The sequence below is a fragment of the Nonomuraea sp. NPDC049625 genome, from assembly GCF_040675285.1.
Taxonomy (GTDB): domain Bacteria; phylum Actinomycetota; class Actinomycetes; order Streptosporangiales; family Streptosporangiaceae; genus Nonomuraea; species Nonomuraea angiospora_A.
In genome coordinates this window covers 265,813-292,205 of the sequence record NZ_JBFAOQ010000012.1, presented here as the reverse complement: position 1 = coordinate 292,205, position 26,393 = coordinate 265,813, and the positions used below count along the sequence as shown (strand labels likewise).

29 protein-coding genes are annotated in these 26,393 nt (G+C 70.8%); 12 read left to right on the top strand and 17 right to left on the bottom strand.

Going from position 1 to position 26,393, the window contains the following annotated elements:
• Positions 1-43: 43 nt before the first annotated feature.
• A complete protein-coding gene (locus AB0J87_RS41970) occupies positions 44-922 on the bottom strand; it encodes an EamA family transporter (protein WP_363975664.1) in 879 nt (292 codons plus the stop codon).
• A 68-nt stretch (positions 923-990) separates the two neighbouring features.
• Between AB0J87_RS41970 and AB0J87_RS41965 the strand changes: the two genes are divergently transcribed.
• Positions 991-1,860: a LysR family transcriptional regulator gene (locus AB0J87_RS41965; RefSeq protein ID WP_363975661.1), complete on the top strand. Its 870-nt coding sequence runs from the start codon at positions 991-993 to the stop codon at positions 1,858-1,860.
• A 3-nt stretch (positions 1,861-1,863) separates the two neighbouring features.
• Here AB0J87_RS41965 and AB0J87_RS41960 read toward each other — a convergent pair whose 3' ends face one another.
• Positions 1,864-2,115 (bottom strand): hypothetical protein, encoded by a 252-nt coding sequence (locus tag AB0J87_RS41960; protein WP_363975658.1) that lies wholly within the window; start codon positions 2,113-2,115, stop codon positions 1,864-1,866.
• Positions 2,116-2,153: 38 nt separating this feature from the next.
• On the opposite strand from AB0J87_RS41960, the gene AB0J87_RS41955 reads away from it, so the two are divergent.
• The 5 genes from AB0J87_RS41955 to AB0J87_RS41935 are packed head-to-tail and all read left to right on the top strand — an operon-like array spanning position 2,154 to position 7,501.
• Positions 2,154-3,701, top strand: a complete 1,548-nt coding sequence (locus AB0J87_RS41955; RefSeq protein WP_363975655.1) for an ABC transporter substrate-binding protein — start codon at positions 2,154-2,156, stop codon at positions 3,699-3,701.
• Complete coding sequence (locus tag AB0J87_RS41950; protein WP_363975652.1) at positions 3,701-4,660, top strand: ABC transporter permease; 960 nt, start codon at positions 3,701-3,703, stop codon at positions 4,658-4,660. The genes AB0J87_RS41955 and AB0J87_RS41950 overlap by 1 nt, the downstream gene beginning before the upstream one ends.
• Entirely contained in the window at positions 4,657-5,526 is an 870-nt protein-coding gene (gene opp4C / locus AB0J87_RS41945; RefSeq protein WP_363975649.1) for an oligopeptide ABC transporter permease, read from the top strand. The genes AB0J87_RS41950 and opp4C overlap by 4 nt, the downstream gene beginning before the upstream one ends.
• Positions 5,523-6,503 (top strand): ABC transporter ATP-binding protein, encoded by a 981-nt coding sequence (locus tag AB0J87_RS41940; RefSeq protein ID WP_363975646.1) that lies wholly within the window; start codon positions 5,523-5,525, stop codon positions 6,501-6,503. The genes opp4C and AB0J87_RS41940 overlap by 4 nt, the downstream gene beginning before the upstream one ends.
• Positions 6,500-7,501, top strand: a complete 1,002-nt coding sequence (locus AB0J87_RS41935; RefSeq protein WP_363975643.1) for an oligopeptide/dipeptide ABC transporter ATP-binding protein — start codon at positions 6,500-6,502, stop codon at positions 7,499-7,501. The genes AB0J87_RS41940 and AB0J87_RS41935 overlap by 4 nt, the downstream gene beginning before the upstream one ends.
• A 3-nt stretch (positions 7,502-7,504) precedes the next feature.
• Here AB0J87_RS41935 and AB0J87_RS41930 read toward each other — a convergent pair whose 3' ends face one another.
• The 3 genes from AB0J87_RS41930 to AB0J87_RS41920 all read right to left on the bottom strand — a co-directional run bounded on the left by AB0J87_RS41930 (position 7,505) and on the right by AB0J87_RS41920 (position 10,180).
• Entirely contained in the window at positions 7,505-8,626 is a 1,122-nt protein-coding gene (locus AB0J87_RS41930) for a CU044_5270 family protein (RefSeq protein WP_363975640.1), read from the bottom strand.
• A complete protein-coding gene (locus AB0J87_RS41925; RefSeq protein WP_363975637.1) occupies positions 8,623-9,159 on the bottom strand; it encodes a sigma-70 family RNA polymerase sigma factor in 537 nt (178 codons plus the stop codon). Before AB0J87_RS41925 ends, AB0J87_RS41930 begins: the two co-directional genes overlap by 4 nt.
• A gap of 79 nt (positions 9,160-9,238) precedes the next feature.
• Positions 9,239-10,180 carry a LacI family DNA-binding transcriptional regulator gene (locus AB0J87_RS41920; RefSeq protein WP_355199699.1) on the bottom strand — a complete coding sequence of 314 codons (942 nt, stop codon included), beginning with the start codon at positions 10,178-10,180 and terminating at the stop codon, positions 9,239-9,241.
• 163 nt (positions 10,181-10,343) lie between these two features.
• Here AB0J87_RS41920 and AB0J87_RS41915 point away from each other — a divergent pair, with 163 nt between their 5' ends.
• The 5 genes from AB0J87_RS41915 to AB0J87_RS41895 are packed head-to-tail and all read left to right on the top strand — an operon-like array spanning position 10,344 to position 15,048.
• Positions 10,344-11,135 carry an ABC transporter permease gene (locus tag AB0J87_RS41915; RefSeq protein ID WP_363975633.1) on the top strand — a complete coding sequence of 264 codons (792 nt, stop codon included), beginning with the start codon at positions 10,344-10,346 and terminating at the stop codon, positions 11,133-11,135.
• Positions 11,132-11,923: an ABC transporter permease gene (locus AB0J87_RS41910; protein WP_350736038.1), complete on the top strand. Its 792-nt coding sequence runs from the start codon at positions 11,132-11,134 to the stop codon at positions 11,921-11,923. The genes AB0J87_RS41915 and AB0J87_RS41910 overlap by 4 nt, the downstream gene beginning before the upstream one ends.
• On the top strand, positions 11,920-12,909 hold the full coding sequence (locus tag AB0J87_RS41905; RefSeq protein WP_363975629.1) for an ABC transporter ATP-binding protein: 990 nt from the start codon (positions 11,920-11,922) through the stop codon (positions 12,907-12,909). Before AB0J87_RS41910 ends, AB0J87_RS41905 begins: the two co-directional genes overlap by 4 nt.
• A gap of 16 nt (positions 12,910-12,925) precedes the next feature.
• Entirely contained in the window at positions 12,926-13,978 is a 1,053-nt protein-coding gene (locus AB0J87_RS41900) for a polyamine ABC transporter substrate-binding protein (RefSeq protein WP_363975626.1), read from the top strand.
• A complete protein-coding gene (locus AB0J87_RS41895) occupies positions 13,975-15,048 on the top strand; it encodes a hypothetical protein (protein ID WP_363975623.1) in 1,074 nt (357 codons plus the stop codon). Before AB0J87_RS41900 ends, AB0J87_RS41895 begins: the two co-directional genes overlap by 4 nt.
• 399 nt (positions 15,049-15,447) lie before the next feature.
• On the opposite strand, the gene AB0J87_RS41890 is transcribed toward AB0J87_RS41895, so the two are convergent.
• The 4 genes from AB0J87_RS41890 to AB0J87_RS41875 form a co-directional block, all read right to left on the bottom strand.
• A complete protein-coding gene (locus tag AB0J87_RS41890) occupies positions 15,448-15,846 on the bottom strand; it encodes a hypothetical protein (protein WP_363975621.1) in 399 nt (132 codons plus the stop codon).
• A complete protein-coding gene (locus AB0J87_RS41885) occupies positions 15,843-16,562 on the bottom strand; it encodes an ABC transporter permease (RefSeq protein WP_363975618.1) in 720 nt (239 codons plus the stop codon). Before AB0J87_RS41885 ends, AB0J87_RS41890 begins: the two co-directional genes overlap by 4 nt.
• 24 nt (positions 16,563-16,586) lie before the next feature.
• On the bottom strand, positions 16,587-17,483 hold the full coding sequence (locus AB0J87_RS41880) for an ABC transporter ATP-binding protein (protein ID WP_363975615.1): 897 nt from the start codon (positions 17,481-17,483) through the stop codon (positions 16,587-16,589).
• 314 nt (positions 17,484-17,797) lie between these two features.
• A complete protein-coding gene (locus AB0J87_RS41875) occupies positions 17,798-18,037 on the bottom strand; it encodes a hypothetical protein (RefSeq protein ID WP_363975612.1) in 240 nt (79 codons plus the stop codon).
• A 165-nt stretch (positions 18,038-18,202) separates the two neighbouring features.
• Between AB0J87_RS41875 and AB0J87_RS41870 the strand changes: the two genes are divergently transcribed.
• Entirely contained in the window at positions 18,203-18,805 is a 603-nt protein-coding gene (locus AB0J87_RS41870) for a response regulator transcription factor (protein WP_363975609.1), read from the top strand.
• A 304-nt stretch (positions 18,806-19,109) separates the two neighbouring features.
• Here the strand turns inward: AB0J87_RS41870 and AB0J87_RS41865 are convergent, their stop codons facing one another.
• The 8 genes from AB0J87_RS41865 to AB0J87_RS41830 all read right to left on the bottom strand — a co-directional run bounded on the left by AB0J87_RS41865 (position 19,110) and on the right by AB0J87_RS41830 (position 26,392).
• A complete protein-coding gene (locus tag AB0J87_RS41865) occupies positions 19,110-19,307 on the bottom strand; it encodes a hypothetical protein (protein ID WP_363975606.1) in 198 nt (65 codons plus the stop codon).
• A 254-nt stretch (positions 19,308-19,561) separates the two neighbouring features.
• On the bottom strand, positions 19,562-21,370 hold the full coding sequence (locus tag AB0J87_RS41860; RefSeq protein WP_363975603.1) for a glycoside hydrolase family 15 protein: 1,809 nt from the start codon (positions 21,368-21,370) through the stop codon (positions 19,562-19,564).
• On the bottom strand, positions 21,367-21,879 hold the full coding sequence (locus AB0J87_RS41855) for a hypothetical protein (protein WP_363975600.1): 513 nt from the start codon (positions 21,877-21,879) through the stop codon (positions 21,367-21,369). The genes AB0J87_RS41860 and AB0J87_RS41855 overlap by 4 nt, the downstream gene beginning before the upstream one ends.
• The gene (locus AB0J87_RS41850; RefSeq protein ID WP_363975597.1) at positions 21,876-23,246 is read right to left on the bottom strand and encodes a molybdopterin-dependent oxidoreductase; all 1,371 of its coding nucleotides are present in this window, start codon (positions 23,244-23,246) and stop codon (positions 21,876-21,878) included. The genes AB0J87_RS41855 and AB0J87_RS41850 overlap by 4 nt, the downstream gene beginning before the upstream one ends.
• 18 nt (positions 23,247-23,264) lie before the next feature.
• Entirely contained in the window at positions 23,265-24,731 is a 1,467-nt protein-coding gene (locus AB0J87_RS41845) for a glycosyltransferase 87 family protein (RefSeq protein WP_363975594.1), read from the bottom strand.
• Positions 24,728-25,294 carry an NAD-dependent epimerase/dehydratase family protein gene (locus AB0J87_RS41840; RefSeq protein WP_363975591.1) on the bottom strand — a complete coding sequence of 189 codons (567 nt, stop codon included), beginning with the start codon at positions 25,292-25,294 and terminating at the stop codon, positions 24,728-24,730. The genes AB0J87_RS41845 and AB0J87_RS41840 overlap by 4 nt, the downstream gene beginning before the upstream one ends.
• Positions 25,272-25,742: an NAD-dependent epimerase/dehydratase family protein gene (locus tag AB0J87_RS41835; protein ID WP_363975588.1), complete on the bottom strand. Its 471-nt coding sequence runs from the start codon at positions 25,740-25,742 to the stop codon at positions 25,272-25,274. The genes AB0J87_RS41840 and AB0J87_RS41835 overlap by 23 nt, the downstream gene beginning before the upstream one ends.
• Positions 25,742-26,392, bottom strand: a complete 651-nt coding sequence (locus AB0J87_RS41830) for a TIGR04282 family arsenosugar biosynthesis glycosyltransferase (protein WP_355199716.1) — start codon at positions 26,390-26,392, stop codon at positions 25,742-25,744. Before AB0J87_RS41830 ends, AB0J87_RS41835 begins: the two co-directional genes overlap by 1 nt.
• Between the last annotated feature and the right edge of the window lies 1 nt (position 26,393).

The following is a 26,393-nucleotide window of genomic DNA, read 5'->3' as shown; positions in this document are numbered from 1 at the left end:
GAACAGGGCCAACGACCTGATCGGCCGGCTCGGCGTACGACGATCAGCGCCTGGGAGCCACGGCGGCGGCGTTGGCGGTGACGATCATGGCGATGGCCAGCCACGAGGCCGCGTCAAGGCGCTGGTCGAGAACGACCATGCCGATCAGGGCGGCGAACACCGGGTTGACGCTCATGAAGATCCCGAAGAAGTGGGCGGGGACCCGGCGCAGCGCGAGCAGGTCGGCGAGGAACGGCACCGCGGAGGACAGCACCCCCGCGGCGAACGCGCACAGCAGGGCACCGGCGGTGGGCCGGTGGAGCCACAGGACGGCGACGCCGACGGGCAGGTAGAGCACGCCGGAGACGGCCGCGGCGGCGGCCGATCCCTGCAGCCCGGGCAGGCGCTCGCCCACGGTGCGGTTGAGCAGGACGTAGCAGCCCCAGCAGACGGCGGCGACCAGGGCCAGGCCGATGCCGAGGTAGTCGGTGCTGGGCTGGGGGCGGGCGAGGATCGCCACGGCCGCCGCGGCGGCGAGAGCGCACACCAGGTCGGTACGGCGGCGCGAACTCGCCAGCGCCACGGCGAGCGGGCCGAGGAACTCCAGGGTGACCGCGAGCCCGAGCCCGATCCGGCCGATCGCCGCGTAGAGCGTCAGGTTCATGGTCGCGAACACCACGGCCAGCCCCAGCACCGGCCGCCACTGCGCGGCACTGAACGAGCGCAGCCTCGGCCGGCCGGCGCTCAGCAGCACCGCGGCGGCCACCCATTGGCGCACCGCCACCACTCCCACCGGCCCGAGGACCGGGAGGGCGAGCGCGGCGACCGACGCCCCGACCTGGTTGGACAGCCCGCTGCCCACCATCAGCGCCATCCCGGACCACCGCGTCGAGCTCGGCCGCGACGCGGGAGCGGCCGTCTCCGTGCCTGCTTCGAGTGCCATGGCACAACCATCCGGTACGCCGAAGCATACGAAAAATGCATCCAAGGACGTATCTATACTCTGGACGCATGGATGGTCGTAAGGAGCTGGAGCTGCGGCACCTGCGCTGCCTGGTCGCGATCGTCGACACCGGCAGCTTCACCGACGCCGGGATCGAGCTGGGCCTGTCCCAGGCGGCGGTCTCCCGCACCCTGCTGGCGCTGGAGCGGATCCTCGGAGTGCGGCTGCTGCACCGCACCAGCCGCACCCTCACCCCCACCACCGCCGGTGTCCAGGTCCTCGCCCGCGCCCGCCATCTGCTTGCCGAGGCCGACGAACTGGTCCATCAGGCCACCACCGGCCACACCCGGCTGCGCATCGGTCACGCCTGGTCCGCCATGGGCCGGCACACCGCCGAGTTCCAGCGCCGGTGGCACGGCCGCTACCCCGGCATCGAGCTTCACCTGATCCGCCACAACACCCCCACCGGAGGCCTCGCCGAGGGCCTGTGCGACCTGGCCGTCGTCCGCACCTCCATCGACACCCGCCGCTACGCCCACGCGCTCGTCGGCCATGAGCCCCGCTACCTCGCCCTGGCCTCCGACGACCCCTGGGCCGGACGCCGCAGCATCCGCCTGGACGAGATCCGCGAGCGCACCCTGGTGGTCGACCGCCGCACCGGCACCACCACCCTGGACCTGTGGCCCGAAGGCGCCCGCCCCGCGACGGAGTACACCCACGACATCGACGACTGGCTCGCCGCCATCGCCACCGGCCGCCGCGTCGGCGTCACCCCGCAGGCCACCGCCAACCAGTACCGCCGCGACGGCATCACCTACCGCCCCCTGCGCGACGCCGACCCTGTACCCGTGCACCTCATCTGGCGGCGGCACGACCCCCACCCCGCCACGCACGCCGCCGTCGCCCTGCTCGCCGATCTCTACCGCGAAGGCGCCTGACGCTCAAGCGAAGGTCGCCCACCTGGAGGAGAACATCAAGACCGCTGGGCTGACCCTGCCCGCCGACGCGATCGCCGGGGTCCGCCCGTCGAAGCGGATCGGCAGCCAGGTGCAGTCGGCGATCGACGCGTCGGCCTCCGGCACGTCGAACGAGACAGGCCGTTCACCGGCCTCCAGCGCCGCGAAGCGCCAGTCGGCAACCCCGCCCGCTTGCGTGGAGCCTACATTACTGTAAGTATCTTTACAGTCACTCATTGTGCACAATCCTTTCAGGAGGCTCCCCGGAGGCCCCCATGAACCGCCTGTCAGGCGCGCTGGCCATCGTCGTCCTCGTGCTCGCCGCCGGCTGCTCCGGCCCGGCCGACTCTCCCGCCCAGGATTCCGCGCACAACGCGATCAACATCCACCTGTACCAGAAGCCGAAGCGCTTCTCCCCGCTGGACCCGCCCACTGGCCCCGACCAGCAGGTCATGACGTTGATCTTCGACAACCTGCTGACCGTCGACGACTCCTACGCCTACGCGCCGCGCCTGGCCGAGCGCTGGGAGGTGGACGAGGACCGGATCACCTTCCACCTGCGCGCGGGCCTGAAGTGGAGCGACGGCATGCCGTTCACCAGCGAAGACGTGCTGTTCACCTACAAGCTGCTGGCCGATGCCAAGAGCGGCAGCGCGATGGCGGGCAAGCTGGCCGGGGCCGCCTTCGAGGCCCCGGACGACACCACGTTCGTGATCAGGCCGGCCAGGCCGAACGTCGGCTTCCTCAGCCTGATCGCCGGGCCGCTCGCCTTCATCCTGCCCGAGCACGTGCTCGGCATGGAGCCGGTGGACAAGATCGCCGGCAGCACCTTCTTCAACCACCCGACGGTCGGCATGGGCCCGTACACCTTCGTGACCTACAAGACCGACCAGTACGTGGAGCTGGCCGCCAACCCGCACTACCGCAAGCCTGTCGCGATCCCCAGGATCTTCCTCAAACCCATCAGCTCGGACGTGGCGACCGCGCAGCTCGGCACCGGCGAGATGGACCTGGTCCAGATCTCCCCCACCGACCTGCGGGCGGTGGAGGGGCTCAAGGGCGTCACCGTCTCGGCGAAGCCGAGCCCGGGCTTCATCAGGATCGCGGTCGACCAGAGCGACAAGCGCTTCGCCGATCCCCGGGTACGGCGGGCGATGCTCCACGCGATCGACCGCGAGGCGCTGGTCGCCAAGCTCCTGGCCGGCCGGGGCCGGGTGCAGAACTCCTCGTTCGTCACCCCCTGGGCGCTGCCCGGCATGCTGGAGGAGTACGCCTACGACCCGGCCAGGGCCAGGTCGCTGCTGTCCGAGGCGGGCTGGAAGGCCGGCCAGAAGGTGACGCTGTCGTGGATCCCCGGCCAGCGCGACCGCGACGTGACGGCCACGGTGGTGCAGGGCGCGCTGAGCGCGGTGGGCATGACCGTCGAGCTCAAGCAGGTGCAGGCGGCCGAACTGCTGGAGTCCTACGAGAAGCGCACGTTCGACCTGGCGCTCTTCGGCGGCGGCAGCTACGCCGTGGACCCCTCCAGCAGCGTCACGATCATCAATTGCGCCGCCTTCTACCCCGGCGGAGGAAATGTCAGTAACTTCTGTGACGAGTCGCTGGACACCCTCGCCGCCCGAGCCGACGCCCGCACCGACCGAGACCAGCGCGCCAAGCTCTACCAGGAGGCCGCCGGCAAGGACAACGCCCAGGTCCCGTACCTGTGGCTGTACAACCCCGACACCCTGTGGGCCACCGGCTCGCGGCTGCGCGGCTTCAAGCCCAGCGGCGACTTCACCACCGGCTTCTGGAACGCCGACGAGTGGACCCTGGCCGGCTGATGCTCGCCTACCTCGTGCGCCGGCTCCTGACCAACGCCGCCGTCTTCCTGCTCATCAGCGTCGGCGTGTTCCTCCTGGTCCGCGCCGCGCCCGGCGACCCGGTGCGGATGATGGTCGACCCCGAGCGACTGGCCTCGGGCGGCCCGGCGTTCGTCGCCGCCAAACGCGCCGAACTCGGTCTGGACAGGCCGGTTCTGGTCACGTACGGCATCTGGCTGCGTGACGTGCTGGGCGGCGATCTCGGCCACTCCTTCGTCAGCCGCCGCCCGGTCGCCGAGGTGCTCGGCGAGCGGATGGGCCCCACCGTGCTGCTCATGGGCACCGCCCTGGCGATCGGCCTGGTGCTGGCGGTGGCGGCGGGCACACTGGCCGCGATCCGGCGCAACACCGCGGTCGATCACGCCACCACCGTGGCCGGCCTCGGCGCGATCTCGGTGCCCGGCTTCTTCCTGGGCATCGCCGCGATCTACCTCTTCTCGCTGCGGCTCGGCTGGGTGCCGTCCTCCGGCATGTCCACACCGGGCGACGGCGGCGCCGCCGACATCCTGGCCCACCTGGTGCTGCCCGCGGCCGTCCTCGGGCTGTCCATCGCCGGGCCGTTCACCCGGTACGTGCGCGCCGGGCTGCTGGCGGAGCTCGACGCCGACTACGTGCGCACGGCCGAGGCCAAGGGCGCCGGTCCGGGCCGGGTGCTGATGCGGCACGCGCTGCGCAACGCCCTGGTCCCGCTCATCACCGTCGTCATGATCTCCATCCCGCAGCTGCTGGCCGGGGCGGTCGCCGTGGAGCAGGTCTTCGCCTGGCCGGGCATGGGGCAGCTCGCCGTCAGCTCGATCGGCCAGCTCGACCACCCGGTGGTGATCGGGTTCGCGATGTTCGTCGCGGTGCTCGTCCTGGTCTGCAACCTCGCCGCCGACCTGCTCTACGCGGTGGCCGACCCGAGGATCAGCCTGTCATGACCACGACCGTCGCCCCCGCCTCGCCCCGCTCGCTCGCCGCCCGGCGCTTCCGGCGCAACCGCATGGCGCTGGCCGGAGCCGTGTTCCTGACCGCCGTCGGCGTGCTGGCGCTGGCCGCGCCGATGGTGGCCGGGCACGACCCGAACGCGGTGGACCTGGCCGCCTTCCGCGAGCCGCCGTCTGCCGCGCACCTGCTCGGCACCGACTCCTCCGGGCGCGACGTGTTCGCCAGGCTCGTGCACGCCGGCCGGGTCTCGCTGCTGGTCGGCCTGCTGTCGTCGCTGGCGGCGGTCGCCTTCGGCACGCTGCTCGGCGCGCTGGCCGGCATGTTCGGCGGGCCGGTCGACGCCGTCGTCATGCGCGCCGCCGACGTGGTGCTCTCCTTCCCGTCACTGGTCGTCATCGTCGTGCTGGCGGGCGTGCTCGGGCCGGGCGCCGCGATGCTCGTGCTCGTCTTCGCCGCGTGCAACTGGCCGACCGCCTGCCGCGTGGTGCGCGGGCTGACGTTGTCGCTGCGCGAGCGGGAGTACGTCCAGGCGGCACGCGCCTTCGGGGCCGGGCGGCTGACGGTGATCGGCCGGCACGTGCTGCCCGCCGTCCTGCCGCAGGTCGCGGTGGCCGGCACGCTGCTGGTGGCGCAGATGATCCTGCTGGAGGCGGTGCTGTCCTTCCTCGGCCTCGGCGTACGGCCGCCGCGGGCCAGCTGGGGCAACATGCTGACCGACGCCCAGAACCTCACCCTCATCCAGACCATGCCGTGGTTGTGGCTGCCGCCCGGCCTGGCCATCGCGCTGACCGTGCTGGCCGTGAACTTCGTCGGCGACGGCCTGCGCGACGCCGTGGACCCGAAGGGACCCCGCGGATGACGCCGCTGCTCACGGTCGACGACCTCGCGGTCGAGTTCCGCACGCGGGACGGCGTGGTGCGCGCCGTCGACGGAGTCAGCCTCGAGGTGGGGCCCGGCGAGATCCTCGGCGTGGTCGGCGAGTCCGGCTCGGGCAAGAGCGTGACCGCGATGTCGGTGCTCGGCCTGGTCCGGCCGCCGGGGCGGGTGGTGCGCGGCAGCGTCCACTTCGACGGCGAGGACCTGCTGGCCCTGCCCGCGCGCCGGCTGCGCCGGATCCGGGGCCGCCGCATCGCGATGATCTTCCAGGACCCGATGACGGCGCTCAACCCGGTCGTCCCGGTCGGCGCCCAGATCGCCGAGGCCATCAGGCTGCACCAGCCGCGCCTCGGCCGCGCCGCCGTGCGGGCCCGTGTACTGGAGCTGCTGGCCTCCGTCGGCGTCGCCGACCCCGCCGCCCGGTACGGCCGGCACCCCCACGAGTACTCCGGCGGCATGCGCCAGCGCGCGATGATCGCGATGGCCCTGGCCAACGAGCCCGACCTGCTCATCGCCGACGAACCGACGACCGCGCTGGACGTCACCGTCCAGTCCCAGGTGCTCGGCCTGATCGACACGGCCAGGCGGGAGGCCGGCGCGGCGGCGGTGCTCATCACCCACGACCTGGGCGTGATCGCCGAGCTGGCCGACCGGGTCGCGGTCATGTACGCGGGCCGCGTCGTCGAGCACGGCGACGTGCACCAGGTCTTCGCCACGCCCCGCCACCCCTACACGCGCGGCCTGCTGGCCGGCCGTCCCCGTCTGGAGCCGGCGACGGTGGACCTGGTGCCGATCCCGGGCAGCCCGCCCGACCTGCTGGCGCCGCCGCCCGGCTGCGCCTTCGAGCCACGCTGCGCGTTGGCCGCCGGCCGCGCCGCCTGCCGGGCCGAACGTCCCGAGCCGGTCGTGGTGGCCGCCGGTCACCTGTCGGCCTGCCACTTCCACGAGGAGCCGGTGTGAGCGAACCCGTGCTGGCCGTCGAGGGCCTGGTCAAGCACTTCCCGAGCCGTACCGGGGCGGTCCGGGCCGTGGACGGCGTGGATCTGGCGCTGCGCTCCGGCCGTACCCTCGGGCTGGTCGGCGAGTCCGGCTGCGGCAAGACCACGACGGGCCGGCTCGTCGTTGGCCTGACCGAGCCGACCTCCGGCCGCATCCTGTACGGCGGGCGCGACCTGGCCGCCATGTCGCATGCCGAGCTCCGGCCGCTGCGCGGCGAGATCCAGATCGTCTTCCAGGACCCGTACTCGTCGCTGTCGCCGCGGCTGACCGTGCACGAGATCGTCGCCGAGCCGCTGCGCACCCAGGGCCGCTACCGCCGCGGCGGCCGGGAACGGGTCGGCGAGCTGCTGGAGCTGGTGGGCCTGTCACCCGAGCATGCCAACCGTTACCCGCACGAGTTCTCCGGCGGCCAGCGCCAGCGCGTCGGCATCGCCAGGGCGCTGGCCCTGAACCCGCGCGTGCTGGTGCTGGACGAGCCCGTCTCCGCGCTGGACGTCTCGATCCAGGCGCAGGTCGTCAACCAGCTCGCCCAGCTGCAGCGCGAGCTGGGCCTGGCCTACCTGTTCATCTCGCACGACCTGTCGGTCGTGCGGCATCTGTGCGACAGAGTGGCGATCATGTATCTGGGCTGGATCGTGGAGGAGGGCGAGCGGGCGGAGATCTTCGCACGACCCGCCCACCCCTACACCAAGGCGCTCATCTCGGCCGTGCCGATCTCGTGTCCGTCGCAGCGGGGCGAGCGGAGGCGGATCGTGCTCACCGGTGACGTGCCGAGCCCGGCTGATCCGCCGTCGGGCTGCCGCTTCCGTACCCGCTGCTGGAAGGCCAGGGAGCGATGCGCCGTCGAGGAGCCCGCGCTGACCGGCGCGGGGCACCGCGTCGCCTGCCACTTCCCTGAGGAGAGCACCGATGCCGGGCGGGAGGAGCGGCCGGCCTGGGCCGGCCGCTCCGACCCGTGACGGTCACTCGGGCTTGTCGTCCGTCCAGCCCGCCTTGATCACCGCGATGGAGTTCCACATCGTGCCGGGCTCGAAGCCGGCCTGGAGGCCGCGCGGCTTCACCGCGACGTACTCGCTCGCCAGGGCCTGTCCGGCCGCCTCGTCGATGATCAGCCGGTGCTCCGTGACGCCGCCGTCGAAGGTCGGCTCGTTGATCGCCACGGCCGTGCCCGTGCGCCCCTCGGCATCCGTGACGTTCTCGATGACCCGTACGTCGTCGAGCTCGGCCAGCATCCGGAACGCGGCGCCGCGCACCTCGGGCGTCACCGGCATGTCCATGATCAACCCAGCGCTGATCACGAACAGCCACGCATCACCCTGCATCGGCACGTCGTTGTCACGACCCTTCCAGCCCAAGAGCCGCTTCTTGAGCTGGTCCGGGTCACGGGGCAGCTCGCGCAGGTCCTTCACCGAGACGTTGCGGCCCAGCCAGAAGACCTTGTCCCCGTCGGTCAGCGGGCTGCGGCCGGTCATGGCCCGGCCCGGCGACGTCTTGAGGATCATGGGCTTGGGCTTCCTGGGGACCGTGACCTCGATGGAGGTGGGCGACCCGGCCCGCTCCCACGCCTGCCGGTCCTCCTCGGTGGCCGGGCGGGCTCCGAGGGACTGCATGCGGCCCCACCGCTTCTGGTCCGGGCCGGTGGCGCTGGGTGTCCAGCCCTCGTCCCGCCGCTGGTCGAGCACCCGGTAGCCGCCCTTGGCCGCGGCGAACAGGGTCCGGCGCACCGACACGGTGTGCCAGTACCCGCCCTTGCTCTCCGGTTGCCGCTCCGCCCGCGCGGCCGCGGCCAGCAGCACCTCCCGGGCCGACAGCGTCACCGCCTGCCGGGTGCTCGCCGGGGTGTCGGGGCCTCGTGCCGTGGACGCCGTGCCGTTCGTCGCGACGACCACGGCCACGGCGGTGACGGCCGCCGCGGCTCCGGCGAGCCCCAGGCTCCATACGTGCCGCACGGGCCTGCGCCGGCGCCGGGCCGGCCGGGGCTGGGACATGGCGCGGGAGAGCTCGGCGGCCCTGGTGCGCGGGTCGATCGGGCGGTCTCCGAGGTCGGCGGGCCGGGCGGCCCGGAGTTCGTCGATGGGGTTCATGACCACTCCTCGTTGAGGCTCCGCACGTGGGGCAGGGGTTCGCGCCGTGGGCCGGCGTCCGTGGCCTCCATGGCCTGCTTGAGTCGTTTGCGCGCCCGGTGCAGCCGTACGCGGAACGCCGCCGACGAGCAGCCGACGACCCGCGCGCCCTCCTTCGGCGACAGCCCGTGCCAGGCGACCAGGATGAGGATCTCCCGATCGTCCTCGGGCACGGCGGCCAGCGCGCGCAGCACGCCCATCCGCTCGGTCACGTGTTCGGCGACGTCGCCCTCGGCCCAGGCCCGCAGCTCCGCGGCGACCGCCTCGCGGCGCACCTCGGCGCGGACGTTGTCGCGCAGGACGTTCCTGGCGACGCCGAGCAACCACGGCAGCGCCGGCTCGGGCACGTCCTCCAACCGCCGCCAGGCGATCGCGAACGTCTCGCTCACCACCTCGTCCGCCACTTGGCGGCCCGCGCGGCTCACGACGTAGGCCCACACCCGTTGTCGGCATTCGTCGTACATGCCGGTGAACCGGTGCTCATCATCTGACACCGCCCAGCCCCTTCGTTCGGGATGCGTTTCTTCTGACACCACGAAGTGGCCGCAACCCGCCCGTTGTTACACCTTTCGGTCAGCTGATCGGGACGGTGAGGCGGCGGGTGGTGGGTGACGGCTCCCTGCGCTCCCCGAGGAGGGCCATGAGCTGGTCCATGGCCACCTCGCCGAGCTTCTCGCCGTCCACGTCGATCGCGGGGACGTCGCCCAGGCCGAGGCTCTCGACGATCATGCGCTCCGAGCTGACCACGACATCGCGGATCCCGCGGTGGAGCAGGGCGAACATGAGGCCCAGGCCGATCGAGGTCGCGTACGGGACCACGGCGGTGGCGCGAGCGGCCACCACGGCCTCCGCCGTCTCCACCCCGGCGGCGAACGTCGAGGGGTGGGGGCCGAGCATGGTCAGCGTCGCGCCGCTCGGTCCGGCCGCGGCGCGGATGGCCGCCTGGCGCTGGCGGTCCTGCCAGGAGCCCGCCGGGCCGCCGATGTAGACGATGCGCTCGTGGCCCATCTCGACGAACCGGGTGACGAGCGTGCCGAAGGCGGTGGCCGTGTCGGCGACCACCGAGGTCATGCCCTCGATCTCGCGGTCGATGAGCACGGTCGGCTTGAACGACGCGGCGGCGCGGACGATCTCGTCCGAACCCCGGGGCGCGGTGAGCAGGAAGCCGTCGACCTGGTGCGCGAGCTGCTCGACCGCGGCGACCTGGGCGGCGTGCTCCAGGGAGTGCACCGCGATGGTCAGCTGCATGCCCGAGTCGGCCGCGCGCGCCTGGGCGCCGCCGATGATCGGGGTGAAGAAGGTGTTGTCGAGCGTGGGCACCACGACGGCGACCACACCGGTCCGCCCGCGGGCGAGCTGCGTGGCCGCCCGGTTGGGGACGAATCCGAGCTGCTCGGCGGCTGCGCGGACGCGGGCCACCGTCTCCGGGGCGGCCAGGTCCGGCCGGCCCAGGGCGCGAGAGGCCGTCGCCTTGGAAACCCCGGCCAGCGCGGCGACGTCCGCGAGTGTCGGCACTGATCCTCCTTGAGTCGTTACACGGATTTCACACAGGGGTTTGTGCGACAGGCCGCTCATAATCTATGGTCAGGCTCATGCAACCGGTTCCGCAACCGGTTCCAGTAAGCGTACGCCACGGAGAAAGGACGCCGACATCTCCCCCAAATCGGCCCTTCTGCTGGTGCCTGGTCTCGTCCTTCTCGTCGCGGGGTTCCTCATCCCCTCCGCGGCGATGCTCTTCGCGCCCCCGGACGTGCCGACCGGCGAGATCTTCACGCGTCTGGGCAGGATGCTGACGGATCCGTACGACCTGGAGGTGATCGGGCGCACGGTCGGGCTGGCCCTGGCTGTCACGATCATCTGCGTCGTCCTCGGCTTCCCCATCGCCTACTGGCTGGCCCGCTCGCCGTCACGCTGGAGCGGGGTCTTCCTGGCAGTGGCGATCTTCCCATTGATGCTGAGCAACGTGGTAAGGACGTTCGGCTGGCTGGTGATCCTCGGCTCCAAGGGGGCGCTCGGCCGGCTGCTCGTCCAGCTCGGCATCGTCGACGTGGCGCCGCAGCTGCTCTACACCAAGCTGGCGATCGTCCTCGGCCTCACCCAGCTGTTCCTGCCGCTGGCGATCATCTCCTGCTACTCGGCCGTCGCGCAGGTCGATCCCGGCCTGGACGACGCCTCGCGCGGGCTCGGCGCGAGCCGGAGCCGGACGATGTGGAACGTCGTCATCCCGCTGACCATGCCGGGCATCGTGGTGGCCGCCACCCTGGTCTTCGCCGGGTCCGTCACCGCGTACACCACGCCCTACCTGCTCGGCGGGTCCAGCCAGCGGATGCTGTCCACGCAGCTGTTCAACTACGCGAGCACCACGGTCGACTGGGCCTCCGCCTCGGCGACAGCGCTCATCATGACGGTCCTGGTCTTCCTGGTCTCCGGGCTGTCCTCGCTGATCGGGCGGAAGGGGGCCACCTCATGAAGCGGCCGATCACGGCGGCGCTCGCGGTCATCGGCTACGTCATCATGATCGTGCCGATCATCTTCGTGGTCGCCACGGCCTTCACCGCCGGAAGCACCTTGAGGTTCCCGCCCGACGGGATCTCGCTGCGCTGGTTCGACGAGGCGCTCGGCTACGAGCCGTTCATCGAGGCCGCGCTCTCCAGCCTGGAGCTCGCCGTGCTCGCCACCGCGCTCGCGCTGGTGCTCGGCGTGCCCGTCACGCTCGCCGTCCACCGTGGCAAGCTGCCCGGCAAGGGCCTGGTCGAGGGGTTGTTCCTGTCGCCGCTCATCGTCCCGGAGCTGGTCGTCGGCCTCGCGCTGTTCCAGCAGCTGATGGTCGGCCTGGACCTGGACAACTTCAGCACCCTGCTGGTCGGGCACACGGCGCTGATGCTGCCGTATGCGGTGCGCGTCACCGGCGCCTCGCTCGCGCTGGCCGACCCCGCGCTGGAGGAGGCCGCCCGGGGCCTCGGCGCCTCGCCGCTGCGCGCGTTCTTCAACGTGACGTTGCCCGTCCTGCGTCCGGGCATCTTCTCCGCCGGGCTGCTCAGCATGGTGACGTCGTTCAACAACGTGCCGTTGTCGCTGCTGTTGCAGGGACGCGACTTCCGGACGCTGCCGGTGACGATGCTCGACTACGTGCAGCAGTCGTACGACCCGATGGTGGCCGCCGCCTCCACCCTCATCCTGGCCGCCACCGTGGTCATCGCGGTGATCGCCGAGCGCACGGTCGGATTCGCCAAGATCTTCGGAGGGATCAACCAATGACCGCCGCCGCCGAGCTGATCAAAGTCACCCAGAGGTTCGGCTCCTTCACCGCCGTCGACGAGATCGACCTCGCCGTGCCGGCGGGGAGGCTGACGACGCTGCTGGGCCCGAGCGGCTGCGGCAAGACCACCACGCTCAGGATGATCGCGGGCTACTCCGCACCGACGTCGGGGACGATCCGCATCGACGGGGTCGACAGCACGCGCACGCCGCCGGAGAAGCGCGATCTCGGGATGGTCTTCCAGTCGTACGCGCTGTTCCCGCACATGACGGTGGCCGACAACGTCGGGTACGGGCTCAGGCTGCGCAAGGCGCCGGCCGCGGAGAGACGTACGCGGGTCATGGAGACGCTCGACCTCGTCGGGCTCGCGCACCTGGCCGACCGCAAGCCGAAGAAGCTCTCCGGCGGGCAGCAGCAGCGGGTGGCGCTGGCCAGGGCGATCGCGATCAGGCCCAAGCTCCTGCTGCTCGACGAGCCGCTGTCCAACCTCGACGCCCGCCTGCGCGTCCAGATGCGGGCCGAGATCAGGCGCATCCAGGCGGAGACGAAGCTGACCGTCATCCTCGTCACCCACGACCAGGACGAGGCGCTGGAGATGTCCGACGAGATGGTCATCATGAACGAGGGCAGGATCGTGCAGCAGGGCACTCCCCAGCAGGTCTTCCCCCGTCCCGCCGACCGTTTCGTGGCCGAGTTCCTCGGCTACGAGAACTTCCTCACCGCGGCCGACGGCACGCCGCTGACCATCCGGCCCGAGCATCTGCGCATCGCGGAGAAGGGCGCCGGCCTTGGTCACGGCCTCGACGGCACGGTGGTCGACGTGGCCTTCCGCGGCGTCGACCTCCTGGTCTCGCTCGACGTGGTCGACCCGTCGGGCGCGACCGTCAGGCTGCTCGCCGACGTACGCAGCGGCGCGGCCCTGACGCCCGGATCGGGCGTCACGGTGATCGCGCCCGAAGACCATCTGGTTCCACTCCCCCGCTGAAAGAAGGAACGACCCCATGCCCACGCGCCGCGCCGTACTGGCCGCTGCTCTGACGGTGCTCGCCGCAGCCGGATGTTCCGGCTCCGGCTCCGCCGAGAAGCAGGCCGATCAGAACACCATCGTCGTCAGCACCTTCCCCTTCGGTGTGAAGGAGTTCGAGCAGGCGGTCGTCGCTCCGTTCAGCAAGCAGACCGGGATCAAGGTCGAGCTGGACACCGGGTCCAACTCCGACCGGCTGTCGAAGCTGAAGCTCGCCAAGGGTGAGCCGGAGGCGGACGTGGTGCTGATCTCGGACTACTTCGCCGCGCTCGGGCAGAAGGACGGCCTCTTCCAGAAGGTCGACGTGCCCAACATGAAGCAGCTCGCGCCGTTCGCGACCGAGGGCTCCTACGAGGGGCCGGCCTACACGCACCAGCTCAACGGGATCATCTACAACACCGGCAAGCTCAGCCAGAAGCAGGCCGCCGACTGGGAGCTGTTCGCGAACGCGGCGAACAAGGGAAAGGTCGCGCTTCCCGATATTTCGGTGACCGCCGGACAACTCATGATTTCGGGGGTTGGCGAGTCGTACGGCAAGGGCCCCTACGACATCGACACCTCGCTGAAGACCCTGTCCGGCTGGGCGCCGAACGTCCTGCAGTTCTACACCTCCTCGACCGAGGTCACGAACCTGCTGACCCAGGGCGAGATCGTCGCCGCCGACGCGCTGAGCGGCTTCGCCACCAAGCTCGTCACCTCGGGCGAGCCGATCGCCTGGACGGCGCCCGACAAGGGCCGTTACATGGCCACCAACCGGGCGATGATCCCCAAGGGTGCGCGCAACGCGCAGGGAGCGGCGAAGTTCATCGACTACATGCTGTCGGCCGAGGCGCAGAGCGCCATGGCGAAGGCCGCCGGTGACCTGCCCACGAACCCGAAGGCCGAGATCCCGGCCGACATCGCCAAGGTGACGGGCGAGGCGGCGAAGGACCCGGTGGCCGCCGGGTTCAAGACCCTCGACCCCGCCCAGCTCGTCGACACCCGCACCACCTGGGTCGACCGCTTCACCCGCGAGGTGGCCGGCAAGTGAACCTTGACCTGATGCCCAAGGTCGATCTGCACTGCCACCTCATCGGCACCGTACGCGCCTCGACGTTCGCCGAGCTGGCCCGGCGGGAGGGGCTCGACCTGCCCGACACGCCCGAGCGGATCTACGCGGACGTGAACTCGCTGCCGCCGGACCCCGCGCTCTACCTGGACACCCGGATCCCGGTGCCGCAGGGCAGGAGCGCGGACGAGCCCGAGGTCTCCTACTCGCTGTTCCAGGTGTCCTCGTGGGTTCTGCAGGTCCTGCGCGACGCCGACGATCTCACCAGGATCACCTACGAGGCGTTCGAGGACGCCCACCGGACCAGCGCGACCAGGCATCTCGAGGTCTCCTTCGACGCGCTGACCGAGCATCAGGAGAAGCTCGGCTACGCCACGGTGGTCGAAGCGTACGCCGAGGGCATCAGGATGGCCGAACGCGACTTCGGCATGTCGGGCCGGCTCATCGCGGCCGTCGACCGGAGCAGGTCGGGAGACGAGGCGCTCTCCTGGGTGCGCACGGTCGTGGACAACCCGCACGACTACGTGGCGGGGATCGGGCTGGACAACCTGGAGACCGCCGGGCCGCCGGAACGGTTCGAGGCCGCCTTCCGGCTCGCCGGTGAGGCCGGGCTGCGCCGTACCGCGCACTCCTCCGAGCACGCGCCCGTCGCCGTCAACACGGTCACCTGCCTCGACGTGCTCGGCTGCGACCGGATCGACCACGGCTACTTCGTGCTCGAGGACGACGAGGTCGTCGCCAGGGTGCGGGACGAGCAGATCCCGTTCACCGTCATCTCGACCACGTCGCGGCGCTCGTGGCGGCCGTGGCGGCGGGCGTCGATCGCGGCGATGCTGGATGCCGGGCTCAACGTCATCCCCGCTTCCGACGACCCGGGGATGTTCCCGACGTCGCTGGCGAACGAGTATCGGATCCTCTCCGAACAGCTCGCCGTACCGGATGAGCGGTTGCGGGCGATGGCGCTGGCCGGGGTGGAGGCGTGCTGGCTGCCGGAGCCCGAGAAGGACGCGCTGCGCAGGCGCTTCGAGAGCGAGCTCGCGAACGTGGAGTGATCGGGACAGGCGGCTTCACGCGGACCGTGCCCCGCTCCGGTGCTTACTTCGGTGCTCACTTCGGTGACGCCAGGGGCTGCGGCCGGTCCGTCGAGCCCGGCCGCCAGGACGACCCGAGCATCGGCCCTCTCTTCGACACCGTCGAGGCCAGTCCTTTCACGCCGTAGGACCGTGGCCGACCACGCCGGGCGCGCTGGTCTGACATGAGGGCTCTCCGGGGTCGAACAGCAGCGTCTGCCCAGTATTCTTCCTGCTCCACGGCGGCACCAGTGACACCGCGTCATGACGTCACCGCGAGACCGCATCGGGTGCGGCGCCGCCGTTCGGCATCGCGTGGAACTCAGGTGACCGCCGTGATCACGGCGACACTGGCGGCAGCACTCGCCGCGGCGGTGCGCGTCACTGCGTGTTCACGGCCGCGGCGCCCCAGCTGCCGTTCTCGAGCTCCTTCGCACGCTCGCGGACCTTGGCCGACCACGCGAGGGGCGGCCGGAGAGCCGGCTGCTCCGGCTTCAGACCACAGGTCACCGGGGTGCTGTGGCCGACACCCCGCGGGTCCATCCCGATCACGTCATAGCTGTCCAGCACGCTCCGCGGCAGCCCCAGATCCCGCGGGATGGCCGGGAAGGCCGGCCCAGCCCCGCCGCTGTTGGTCAGCAGCACGCCGCGGCGCTTGTCCGGGCTGGTGCCGGCCAGGCGCGAGACCGCGACCTCGATCGCCTTCCCGCCGGGCTCGCGATCCCGTTCCTCCTCATAACATGACGAACGGCACTGTGTATGGACGAACCCGGACGTCATCGGCGCGGCTCCCAGCGGAAGCTCCGGGAAGCCAGCGCGACGGCGACGACGACCCAGCTCAGCGTGGGTGCCAGCAGAATCAGCGAGTCAGCGATCGGTACGCCGCCGTTCCAGGCGTTGACGACCAGTTCGGCGGCCGAGCCGCCGGGAAGCAGCCGCTTGAGCAGCGTGAGATCCTCGGTGCCGGCGATCCCCACCCAACTGGCCACGACGATGGTGCCGATGGCGATGGGCAGCGTGGTCACCTGCGCGTGCTCCGGGGAGTTCGTCACTCCAGCGGTGGCCAGTGCCAGCCCCAGCATCATGATCATCGTCGCGACGACGGCCGCCGCCAGGAGAAGTACGTTGTCCGGCGCGCCCGTGACCGCGCCCAGCACGGTCATGATCACGGCGGCCTGGACCAGCGAGATGGCGGTGACCGGGAGCAGCAGCCCCAAGAGGATGCCGGTGTCGCCCGCCGCGGTGGAGCGCAGCCGCTTGAGGAAGAGGTTCTGCCGGCGCGAGGCCAGCGTGGTCACCGTGGTGGTGTACAGCGTGAACGCCGCCACCGTGAACAGCACCACCGCCGCGATGTATCCGAGACTGCCCAGAGCCGCGAACACCTCGTGCCGGGAGATGAAGAACGCGCTGACCGCCACGGGCATGACAAGGCCGGTGACCAGAACCAGCCGGTTCCGGAAGATCTGAACCAGCTCGCTGAGAGCGATCGAGAGCATGGCGAAGGTCCTTTTCTTGGAAATTCAGGGAGTGGGCCGGTCGCTGCCGAGCGCGCGGAAGACGTCGTCGAGCCGGGTCGGCCCGGCCTGGAGGTCCCGCAGCTCCACCGCGTGGTCCTGAGCCCAGCGGAGCAGGGTGTGCAGGTCCTTCTGCAGGGCGAAGGTCTCGATGAGGTACTTCCCGTCACCCTCGCGCGTGGCCTGCAGGGGCAGCGCGGGTGCGGGGGCCGGCAGGGAGAAGCGGATGGCGGCGGGCAGGGTACGCGTCAGTTCGGAGACGGTCCCTTCCCGGTGGAAGGTGCCTTTGTGCATGAGCCCGATGCGGTCGGCACGCTGCTGAGCCTCTTCCAGGTAGTGCGTGGTGAGAACGATGGTGGATCCGTCTTCGCGCAGCCGGTCCACCGCGTCCCACAGGTCGTCCCGGGACTGGATGTCCAAGCCGGTGGTGGGCTCGTCCAGGAAGATCAGCTCAGGCGCTCCGTACACGGCGGTGGCGAAGTCCAGACGCCGCTTCTCGCCGCCGGAGAGCTGGGACACCTTGGTGCCGGCCTTGCGGGTGAGGTCGACGATGCCGAGCACGCGTTCGACCGTGTCGATGCGCTGGGTGAGGTTTCCGATCAGCCGGAGCGATTCCCGCACCGTCAGATCCGGCGAGAATCCGCTCTCCTGCAGCATGATGCCCATCCGGGGCCGCACCGCCAGCCGGTCGCGCGGGCTCTGCCCGAAGACCCGTACGGTGCCCGAAGTGGGCGTGCGGTGGCCTTCGATGGTCTCCAGGGTTGAGGTCTTCCCCGCCCCGTTCGTGCCGAGCAGAGCGTAGAACTCCCCGCGCCGCACCTGGAAGGACAGATCCCGCACGGCGCGGAAGTCGCCGTAGGTGAGGTTCAGACGGTGGACGTCGATGACTGGTGTCGAGGACATACCGTCGATCTCAGCCATCGCCGCACGTATCTCCCAGTGCGACCACGTCATGACCTCGCCATGACATCCTTGGCGTGAACGCATGACGTGGTGTCACTGGTGCCGCCATGGGACGGGAAGAATACTGGCGGACTCTGCCGTTCGATCCCGGAGAGCCCACACATGGACACCAGACCCCCGCGCATTCTGCCGACGGCCGACATGACCGCTCATCCCCGGCACACAGCACCCGGCTGAGGACCCATGAGCCCGCCCGGTGAAGAGCCACCCGTGATGCATGAGCGCGCTGAGCGTATGCGGTTCGCCGGCAATCTTCACGACATCCAGGGCCACACGTGGTGAAGCCGACCGCGCCGGCCCGGAAGCTGGTGCGCGCCGACGCCGAACAGGCCGAGGAGGAACTCCGGGAGATCCGCGTACGCGTCGACCGAAAGGCCGAGGTCGCCCCACACGCAGGCGAACTGCCCGGCCAGGTCCTCCGGGAGACGACCACCAACATCCTGCGGCACGTGCAGACCGAGCAGGTACGGCCCCCAGCCGGGCATCGCCGTCATCGACGACGGCCCGCAGGAGGCTCCGCTTCCCGCCCTCCGGGGCCTCGCTACCCTCAGGGAACGAGGGATGGCCAACGGAACCGAGCTGACGAAGGAACAGAAAGACGGGCGCTTCCTGACGACCGCGGCATTCCCGCACCGACGTTCCGAAGCACAGGAGAACCAATGACCACCGTGGTACTCGCCGACGACGAAGCCCTCCTCCGCAAGGCGCTGGCGTCACTGCTCCCGCTCGAGGGCGAGATCACCGTGCTCGCCGAATCGGGAGACGGCGAGGCGGCGGTACAGGCCACACTGCTGCACCGGCCCGACGTGCTCGTCATCGATCTGGAGATGCCCGGTGTGGACGGGCTCGGCGCCGTCACGGAGATCCGTCAGGCGCGGCCAGACCAAATAGTCCTCATGCTGACCCGCCATGCCAGGCCCGGCGTGCTCCGCAAGGCGCTCAAGCTCGGCGTCCAGGGCTTCGTCAGCAAGTCCGCGGAACCGGCGCACATCGTTTCGGTCATCAAGACCCTGCACGAGGGCAAGCGATGGATCGACCCGGATGTCTCCGCCCTCGCCCTCGTCGACGACTGCCCGCTCACCGACCGCGAGATCGACGTGCTGCGGGCGACCGGCGAAGGCTACTCGGCCGCCGACATCGCCGCCCAACTCCATCTGGCGGAGGGCACGGTGCGCAACTATCTCTCGAACGCGATGCAGAAAACCCAGACCCGGACCCGCCACGAGGCGGCGCGGTACGCACGCGAACACGACTGGCTGTAAGTGGGCATCTGATGATGATTTATCGTCGTTCGTCCCGCTTTCGTCGTGGCCCGAGATGTGTGGATTGATCGGACCTGTCCGATGCCCGCTGGGCGTCTTGACCAGCCTGCGACGCCTGGCAAGCAGCGTGCCGGGCGCCACGATGCGATGCAGTCGAAGGCGAGCGGGTAACAGCCTCGCCAGTGCAGCCGGCACCGCCCGATCGGCCCGGTCCGGCCTGTTCGAAACAGCACAAGCCAAGCCTGGAGTTCTGGCACCGGACAGGGCGCACGAATAGCCGAGGTTAAGGACGACGCTTCCGCCGTCAGCTCCGGAAAAGGTACTCGAGCGCGATACCGACGAAGATCACCATGCCGACGTAGTTGTTGTTCGCAAACGCTTTCAAACATTCCGTACGACCGCGCCGGCGGATGAGGAACTGCTGGTACAACGCGAGCAGGGCCGCGGCTGTCACACCCCTCACATGCCATGCTCCAAGGTGCAGTTCCCGGCCGGCCAGCAAGATGGCGATGGGGTGTTGGGAGAGATCGCGGGACCGGTAATTGCGAGCACCGCGAACGGGGTCCTGCTTGTATCGGTCGGGTTGCTGGCGTTCACTTCCAGAAATTTTCGCGCCGCTTAGCGATCTTTGCTCAACGAATTATCACCACCACGGCCTTGTTCGCTCTCGGATGGTGGAGGGCATCACGCTTGGTCTCCCAACCGTGGCGGTCATGCCCGTTGAGCGTGACCGTTTCGTTGAGGTGCCGGGAGACCTCAACGCCGGGCGTCCCCGATGGCGCGGGCGGCGTTGATCAGGCCAATGTGGCTGAGGGCCTGAGGGTAGTTGCCGATCGCCTCTCCTGTGGTGGGGTCCATCTCTTCGCTGAGCAGGCCGACATCGTTGGCGCAGGAGGCGGCGGTCTCGAACGCCCGCCTGGCCTCGGCGTCCTGACCGGTGAGGGCCAGCGCGTGAGCGAGCCAGAAGGTGCACAGCAGGAACGGGCCCTCCCGGTCGGCCAGCCCGTCGGCGGAACGGTAGCGGTACACCAGCCCGCTCGCGTCGGTCAGCCGGGTGGCGACGGCCTGCACGGTGGAGCGGATTCTCGGGTCGTCCGGCGGCAGGAATCCGACCAGGGGCATCATCAGGGTGGCGGCGTCGACCTGGGTGCCGCCGAACGTCTGGGTGAAAGCACCCGCCTGCTCGTTCCATCCGCGGGTCAGGATCGCGGCATGGATCTCGTCTCGGACGCGCGTCCAGTCGGCGACCCGGGAGGCGGCCCCCAGCACCGGGGCCAGGGTGATCGCCCTGTCCAGTCCAACCCAGCACATCAGCTTGGAGTGCGTGAAGTGCCGGCTGGGACCACGGACCTCCCAGAGGCTCTGATCCGGCTCCTGCCAGCGGCGCGCGGCGGTCTCGGCCACTCCGATCAGCAGCGAGCGGGTGAGGGGGTCGAACGGGCCGATGTCCCGATAGGTCTGGTGGGCGGCGTCGAGCAGTTCGCCGTACACGTCGAGCTGACGCTGGCGCCAGGCGTCGTTGCCGACCCGCACGGGGGCGCTGTCCCGCCACCCCCGCAGATGCGGTAGCCGCCGTTCGCTCAGGTCGCGCTCGCCGCCGATGCCGTACATGATCTGCAGGTCCGGGTCCGCGTCGACCTGGGTCGCGCATGCGCGGGACAGGAAGGTGAAGAAGGCGGTTTCCTCCTCCTCGCAGGTGGCCGTGTTCAGGGCGTGCAGGGTGAAGCTGGCATCGCGGACCCATGTGTAGCGGTAGTCCCAGTTACGCTCCCCGCCGATGCTTTCCGGCAGGGAGGTGGTGGCCGCGGCCACCATGGCCCCCGTCGGGGCGTAGGTCATCGCGCGCAGAACCCGGCCGCCGTGGTTGACCTGCCGGCGCCAGGGTCCCTCGTAGTCGGCGTGCCCGCGTGACCAGGAGCGCCATCCCGCGACGGTGTCGCGGATCCGGCGCGCGACGGCCCAGGAGGTACGGCGCGGCGGGTCGGGCGCCCAGGCCCGGCCGGCCTGCAGGGCCAGGCCGACGTTCTGTCCCGCGCGCAGGGTGAGAGCGGCGTCCGCGACCGAGCCGCCGGTCCGGAACTCCACCGGGCTGGACAGGGTGAGCACGTCGGCGCCTCCACGGGCGATCAGGCCGCCGCGGACCGGTTGCATCAGCGGGCGGACGAGCCCGAACTCGGGCCGGGGCGCATACACGATCTCCACGGACACCCGCCCTTCGGTGCAGGCGAGCCGGCGAAGGAGCAGGCCAGGGGATGACGTGCCCAGCGCGTGCCCACGTTCGCCACGGCCCAGCGCGAGAGCGTCCAGGAGCACCAGAGTGCCGTCGCGCGTCCGGAACGTGGTCTCCAGCACAAGGGTGTCCTCGACGTACCGACGGGTCACCTCGGCCGGACATGCCGGCCGGATCGCCCAGAAGCCGGCCTCTTCGTCCAGCAGCCGGGCGAGAATCGCCGGGCTGTCGAAACGCGGCAGGCACAGCCAGTCGACGGAGCCGTCGGACGTGACCAGCGCGGCGGACCGGCAGTCCGACAACATCGCGTAGTCGCCGATCGGCCGGGCGCTCAACGGCCGGCCCGCCCCGCGGCCAGGCGTCGCAGCACGTAGAGCAGTGCTGAGGCGGCGAAGAGCACCAGGGTGACCAGAATCCATCGGTTGAGGTAAGGGATGGTGCTCAAACCGACCGCCGCCCGGTAGTTGGGCTCGGCACCGCGCAGGATGAGTGGGGACCACACCAGCAGCAGCAGACCCGAGAACGCGGTCGGCACGCGCAGGTGGTTGATCGGAGCCGGCCGCCGCCCCGTCGGCCGAGGCCGGCGCCGAGCAGCCGTACGACGACGGCGACGGGTACGGGCGGTGGCGGACCGGGCGGCCAGGTCGGCGGCGGAGTAGAGAGGGAACAGCACCAAGTCGTGGAGGATGACGGCCCCCACGAACCACACCAGAAAGCCCGGCCAGATCCCCACGTCGACCACCCGGGTGACGGCGTAACCGGCGACCAGAAAACAGAGGGCGAGTACGAGCAGGTGCCACGAAGGGGCGCCGTAGGTCCTTGCCCACCGGCTGCGGCCGTTCAAGATCGCCCTTGGGTGAAGTCGAGCTCGCGCACCCACTTCGTGTTGTGCACGCCGGGAGCGTTGGGGACGATGACCCGCGCCGGGTATCCGTGGTCGAGGGACAGGTCGGCGCCGTTGACCCGCAGCGCCAGCAGCGAGCGCGGGTCGGCGACCTGCGCGGCGCTGAGCGAGGCCTGACCGAAATAGCCCCCACGTTGCAGCGACCTGGCGGTGACGCCTGTCGAGCCGGCCCGGATGCCGGCGAGGCGGGCGAGATCGGCCAGCCGTACGCCGGTCCAGGTCTGGACGGTCGACCAGCCTTCCACGCAGGCGATCGGCAAGGCGTAGGTGTGCAGAGGCATCGCCAGCAGGTCCGCGCGGGAGAGTTCCGTCCGGTGTGGCCCGACGAGTGCCAGCCGCCAGGAATCGCCGGTCCGGGCTGCTGTGACGCCGAGGCTCGCCGCTGTCTTGTTGACCTGGAAGTCGTTGGGGCCCGTCCCGTAGAGGCGGCCATGGGGAGCGAGCAGCGCGGTACGGCGCAACGGCCCGTCGACGCACTGGCCGACGGACAGGCCGAACATGACCAGCGAGCCGCCGCCGGCGAAGGCCAGCAGGCCGCGCCTGGACATCGTGGGGGGCGCCGGGTCAACGGCGACCAGGCCATCGGGGTCCGGCGGCTCCGGGCGGGTGTCCGCCACAGGGAGGCGCAGGTAGTCGCGCAGGCCGTACGTCCGCAGGGTGTGGATGACGCGGGGCAGCTTGATGACGACGTGGACGACGAAGGCGGCCAGGAAGATCCATGCGCCATAGAAGTGGGCCGGGTAGAAGGAGAACGGGAAGACGTAGAAGAGCTGGATGTTGAGGATCCCGGTCACGAACTGGAATACCGCGCCGCCGACCAGGAGCAGCAGGCTGGCCCGCTCGACGGCCTCCGCCACGGAACGGGCGGGCGGCCAGGAGAACAGCTTGGGGATGACCGACCAGAGCTTGGCCAGCAGGATCGGCACCAGTGTCAGCCCGCCGACGACGTGCGCGCCCTGGGTGACCCGGTACAACCAGACCGGGTCCGTGGGCCAGTCGAACAGATAGAAGCCCAGCAGGCCCCTGCCGGGGGTGGTGTCGTTGCCCGGCAGGCGAGGCTCGTAGGCGGCGTACGACACCAGCCCGGTGATCGCGACGAGGGTGATCCCGGCCAGCAGGATCAGTCCGAGCACCGAGGTCAGCCAGGGACCGCGGAGCGGGCTGCGCCAGAACTCCGGCCGGAACGGCCCGGGCGGCCCGCTCCACCCCCTGAGGCGCGCGGCCAGGCGGCCGCCCTTCTTGTCGGGCTTGACCTCACGATCGCGCCCCCGCGACGCATCCGGCACCGATCCCCCCGAAATCCCCATGTCGGCTGTTCGGTCTCCTTACCGGAAACGGTCCTTCCAAAGCCACGCCCCGGCACCCATTCGGCAATGTCCCGCCGCTCTTCGCAATCTCGGGGCGCCGTACGCGCTGCCGGGTGAGGGACGGATCGCGCGTGCGACAAGCCCGGCGGCCACCGCCAGCGCGGCGAGGGCGTAGGCGATGGTCCCGGAGCCAGTGCTCATGTACGCCGCGCCGCTCGCCAGCGGGACGCCGAGCCACTCCCACCGGCCGTCGAGGGCGACCAGCGCGACGACCAGTACGGCGTACCAGGAATAGCCGGGCGTGAACACGAGGAACCCCACCCCGGTCACCAGCAGGGCGCCCTGCCACGGCCGGTCCGCGTCACCGTGGCGGAGTACGTGGAAGATCGCGATCCCGAGGATGACGAGGGCCGCGGGGAACGCCCACGAGTCGGGGAGGACCAGTCTCAGCAACGCGTACCGGTCCCTGCTGCCGGCGTCGTCGTAGCCCTCCTCGGTCAAGTAACCGAAGAAGTATCCGAGTACCGAGCCGCGCGAGGCGAGCACGTACGGCAGGTAGGCGAGCGCCACGACGAGAGCGGCGGGGCCGAGGACGGCCAGGATGTCGAGCATCCGGCGCGCCGGCGTCTTTCCGCCGGTCGCGAGGACCCCGGAGAGCGCTCCGGGGACGGTGACGGCGGGCAGCAGCTTGGCGGCGGTCGCCGCGCCGAGCAGCGTTCCGCCGAGGACCCTGTGCCTGTTCACCGTGGTCAGGGCGATGACGGCGAGCAGGACGCCGAGCGCGTCGACGTGGGCGTTGTTCACCAGTTCGAGCGGGACGGCGGGACACCACGCGTAGCAGGCGGTGTACGCCGGAGCGTTGGCCCGGGTGCCGGCTCGGCGGCTGAGCGTGATCAGCAGCACTGCCGAGGTCGCGAACGCCAGGAGCGCACCGCCGATCTGCAGCGGCTTGTGCCGTGCCCCTTCGGGCGAGAGTCCGTGTACCAGGAGGAAGTACGCCTCCGCGAGGGGCGGATAGATCGTGTGCACTCCGGGGCGGTTGATCCGCGTGCACGACGTGACCGGATCTCCGGAGTGGATCGGGTAACGATCGGGCCCTTCGCAGCCGGCGCCGCGGGGGAAGAGCCAGAGGTCGCGCAGCGGCGCCAGCGCCGCATCGGCCGGGGCGTGATCGTAGGGCGAGATGCCCGCGGCCTGCACCCGTCCGTCCCAGGCGTAGCGGTAGGAGTCGGTGCTGGTGGCGGGCGGAGCGAGGAGGCCGGTGGCGGTCACGGCGATCCCTCCGACGATCACCAGGCACATCGCCTGGCGCGTCGGCAGCCCGCGCACAGCCCACGTCGCCGCGCAGAAGAACGCCCACGCGAGCGCGTACGGCCAGAACAGGCCGTGGCGATCGGCGGGAACGACGTCCCCGCCGATCGCCAGCGCGAGCGTGCCGACAAGGGCGGCCAGCAGGACGGCCGTTCCCGCCGCGCGGCAGGTCACGCCGGGCAAGCCAGTGGTGCGGTGGCGAATTCCTTCATCCCCTCGTCGAACCCGATCCGGGAGTGGAAGCCGAGCTCCGCACCCGCCTTGTGCGGAGCGGCCACGATGTGGCGGACGTCGCCCAGCCGGTACTCCCCCGTCGTCACCGGCTCCGGCCCGCCATGGTGCGTGGCCAGTGCCACGGCCATGTCACCGACACTGTGCGGCTCCCCGCTGGCGATGTTGTACGCGGCCAGCAGGCCCGGCCGGCCGCCGGAGAGCGCGGCGACGTTCGCACGAGCGACGTCGCGGACGTGGACGAAATCCCGCAACTGCCCGCCGTCCTCGAACACCCTGGGTGCTCGACCGGCCTCCAGCGCGGACCGGAAGATCGCCGCCACCCCGGAGTACGGCGTGTCCCGGGGCATCCTGGGCCCGTACACGTTGTGGTACCGCAACGCGACGGCCGTGCCGCCGGTCTCGCGCGCCCAGTTGGCGGCCAGATGCTCCTGCGCCAGCTTGCTGGTGGCGTACGCGTTGCGGGGATCCGCCGGCGCGTCCTCATCGATGGTGGCGTAGACCACCTCCGAGTCGCACCGAGGGCAACGAGGTTCGAAGAGCCCGCGTGCCAAGGCGGCGGCGGAACGCGGCGCGGGCCGTACCCGGGCCGTGCGTCGGACAGTTGTAGGCGCCCTCGCCGTAGACCACCATCGAGGAGGCCAGCACCAGCCGCCCGACCTCGTGCCGGGCCATCGCGGCGAGCAGCACGGCCGTACCGTACACGTTGACCGAGGCGTAGTCCGGCAGGTCGGCCACATTCACGCCGAGCCCGACCTTGGCCGCCTGGTGCACGACGACGTCGACCCCTGCCATCAACCGGTCGAGCGTGGCGGCGTCGCGCACGTCGTCGCCGGTCCTGAGGTCGAGGCGAACCACCTCGTGTCCGGCCGCTTCCAGCGCCTCCGTCACATGGCTCCCGATGAACCCGGCCGCGCCGGTGACCAGCACCTTAACCTCGCGATAAGGGGTCATCACAACACCGCCGTTCCGGCGAGCGCGGCGGCGAATCGGGAGTGGGGAGCCAGCGCGGCCACCTCCACCGCGTCCTCCATGGTGTCCACATCGGTCAGGCAAGGCAGGCAGGCGACGCTCATTCCGGCCTCAATCAGTCTGTTCAGCTGGATCTCTCCTGTGGTCGGCTCGGACATCGGCACGCCGAGCAGCAGATCGGGGTCGGGGGCGCGCAGCCCGAGAAGCCAGAACCCACCGTCCGTCGCGGGGCCGAACACCGCGTCGTGGGCGCCGAGCAACGACACGGCTTCAGCCAGCAGGCCGACGGACACCTGCGGGGTATCCATGCCGATGAGCACGATCGGGGCGGGCGACAGGCGGTGGGCGTCGTCGAAGGCGGCGGCGAGCCGTTCGTCCAGGCCGTCGCCGCGCTGCGGAACGACCGTGAACCCGGCGGGCAGCCACGCCCCGGGAGCCCCGTCGAGAGCGATCACGCGGCGGGCCACCGGAACCCGGGCGACCGTCCGCAACGTGTCCTCCAGCGCGGCGCCGGCCAGTGCCGCGGCCTCGCGCGGAGTGCAGGGCGGGGTCAGGCGGGTCTTCACCTTTCCCGGTACGGGCTCCTTGGCGATCACGAGAAGTTGCGCGCCGTCGATATGGTGTGAACTCACG

Bases quoted from the DNA above. Each gene is read 5' to 3' on its own strand.
- AB0J87_RS41970 (WP_363975664.1), bottom strand. From the start codon at position 922: ATGGCACTCGAAGCAGGCACGGAGACGGCCGCTCCCGCGTCGCGGCCG.
- opp4C (WP_363975649.1), top strand. From the start codon at position 4,657: ATGACCACGACCGTCGCCCCCGCCTCGCCCCGCTCGCTCGCCGCCCGG.
- AB0J87_RS41960 (WP_363975658.1), bottom strand. From the start codon at position 2,115: ATGAGTGACTGTAAAGATACTTACAGTAATGTAGGCTCCACGCAAGCG.
- AB0J87_RS41965 (WP_363975661.1), top strand. From the start codon at position 991: ATGGATGGTCGTAAGGAGCTGGAGCTGCGGCACCTGCGCTGCCTGGTC.
- AB0J87_RS41930 (WP_363975640.1), bottom strand. From the start codon at position 8,626: ATGAACCCCATCGACGAACTCCGGGCCGCCCGGCCCGCCGACCTCGGA.
- AB0J87_RS41910 (WP_350736038.1), top strand. From the start codon at position 11,132: ATGAAGCGGCCGATCACGGCGGCGCTCGCGGTCATCGGCTACGTCATC.
- AB0J87_RS41875 (WP_363975612.1), bottom strand. From the start codon at position 18,037: ATGACGGCGATGCCCGGCTGGGGGCCGTACCTGCTCGGTCTGCACGTG.
- AB0J87_RS41890 (WP_363975621.1), bottom strand. From the start codon at position 15,846: ATGACGTCCGGGTTCGTCCATACACAGTGCCGTTCGTCATGTTATGAG.
- AB0J87_RS41955 (WP_363975655.1), top strand. From the start codon at position 2,154: ATGAACCGCCTGTCAGGCGCGCTGGCCATCGTCGTCCTCGTGCTCGCC.
- AB0J87_RS41950 (WP_363975652.1), top strand. From the start codon at position 3,701: ATGCTCGCCTACCTCGTGCGCCGGCTCCTGACCAACGCCGCCGTCTTC.
- AB0J87_RS41880 (WP_363975615.1), bottom strand. From the start codon at position 17,483: ATGTCCTCGACACCAGTCATCGACGTCCACCGTCTGAACCTCACCTAC.
- AB0J87_RS41870 (WP_363975609.1), top strand. From the start codon at position 18,203: ATGACCACCGTGGTACTCGCCGACGACGAAGCCCTCCTCCGCAAGGCG.
- AB0J87_RS41905 (WP_363975629.1), top strand. From the start codon at position 11,920: ATGACCGCCGCCGCCGAGCTGATCAAAGTCACCCAGAGGTTCGGCTCC.
- AB0J87_RS41940 (WP_363975646.1), top strand. From the start codon at position 5,523: ATGACGCCGCTGCTCACGGTCGACGACCTCGCGGTCGAGTTCCGCACG.
- AB0J87_RS41900 (WP_363975626.1), top strand. From the start codon at position 12,926: ATGCCCACGCGCCGCGCCGTACTGGCCGCTGCTCTGACGGTGCTCGCC.
- AB0J87_RS41885 (WP_363975618.1), bottom strand. From the start codon at position 16,562: ATGCTCTCGATCGCTCTCAGCGAGCTGGTTCAGATCTTCCGGAACCGG.
- AB0J87_RS41850 (WP_363975597.1), bottom strand. From the start codon at position 23,246: ATGGGGATTTCGGGGGGATCGGTGCCGGATGCGTCGCGGGGGCGCGAT.
- AB0J87_RS41835 (WP_363975588.1), bottom strand. From the start codon at position 25,742: ATGACCCCTTATCGCGAGGTTAAGGTGCTGGTCACCGGCGCGGCCGGG.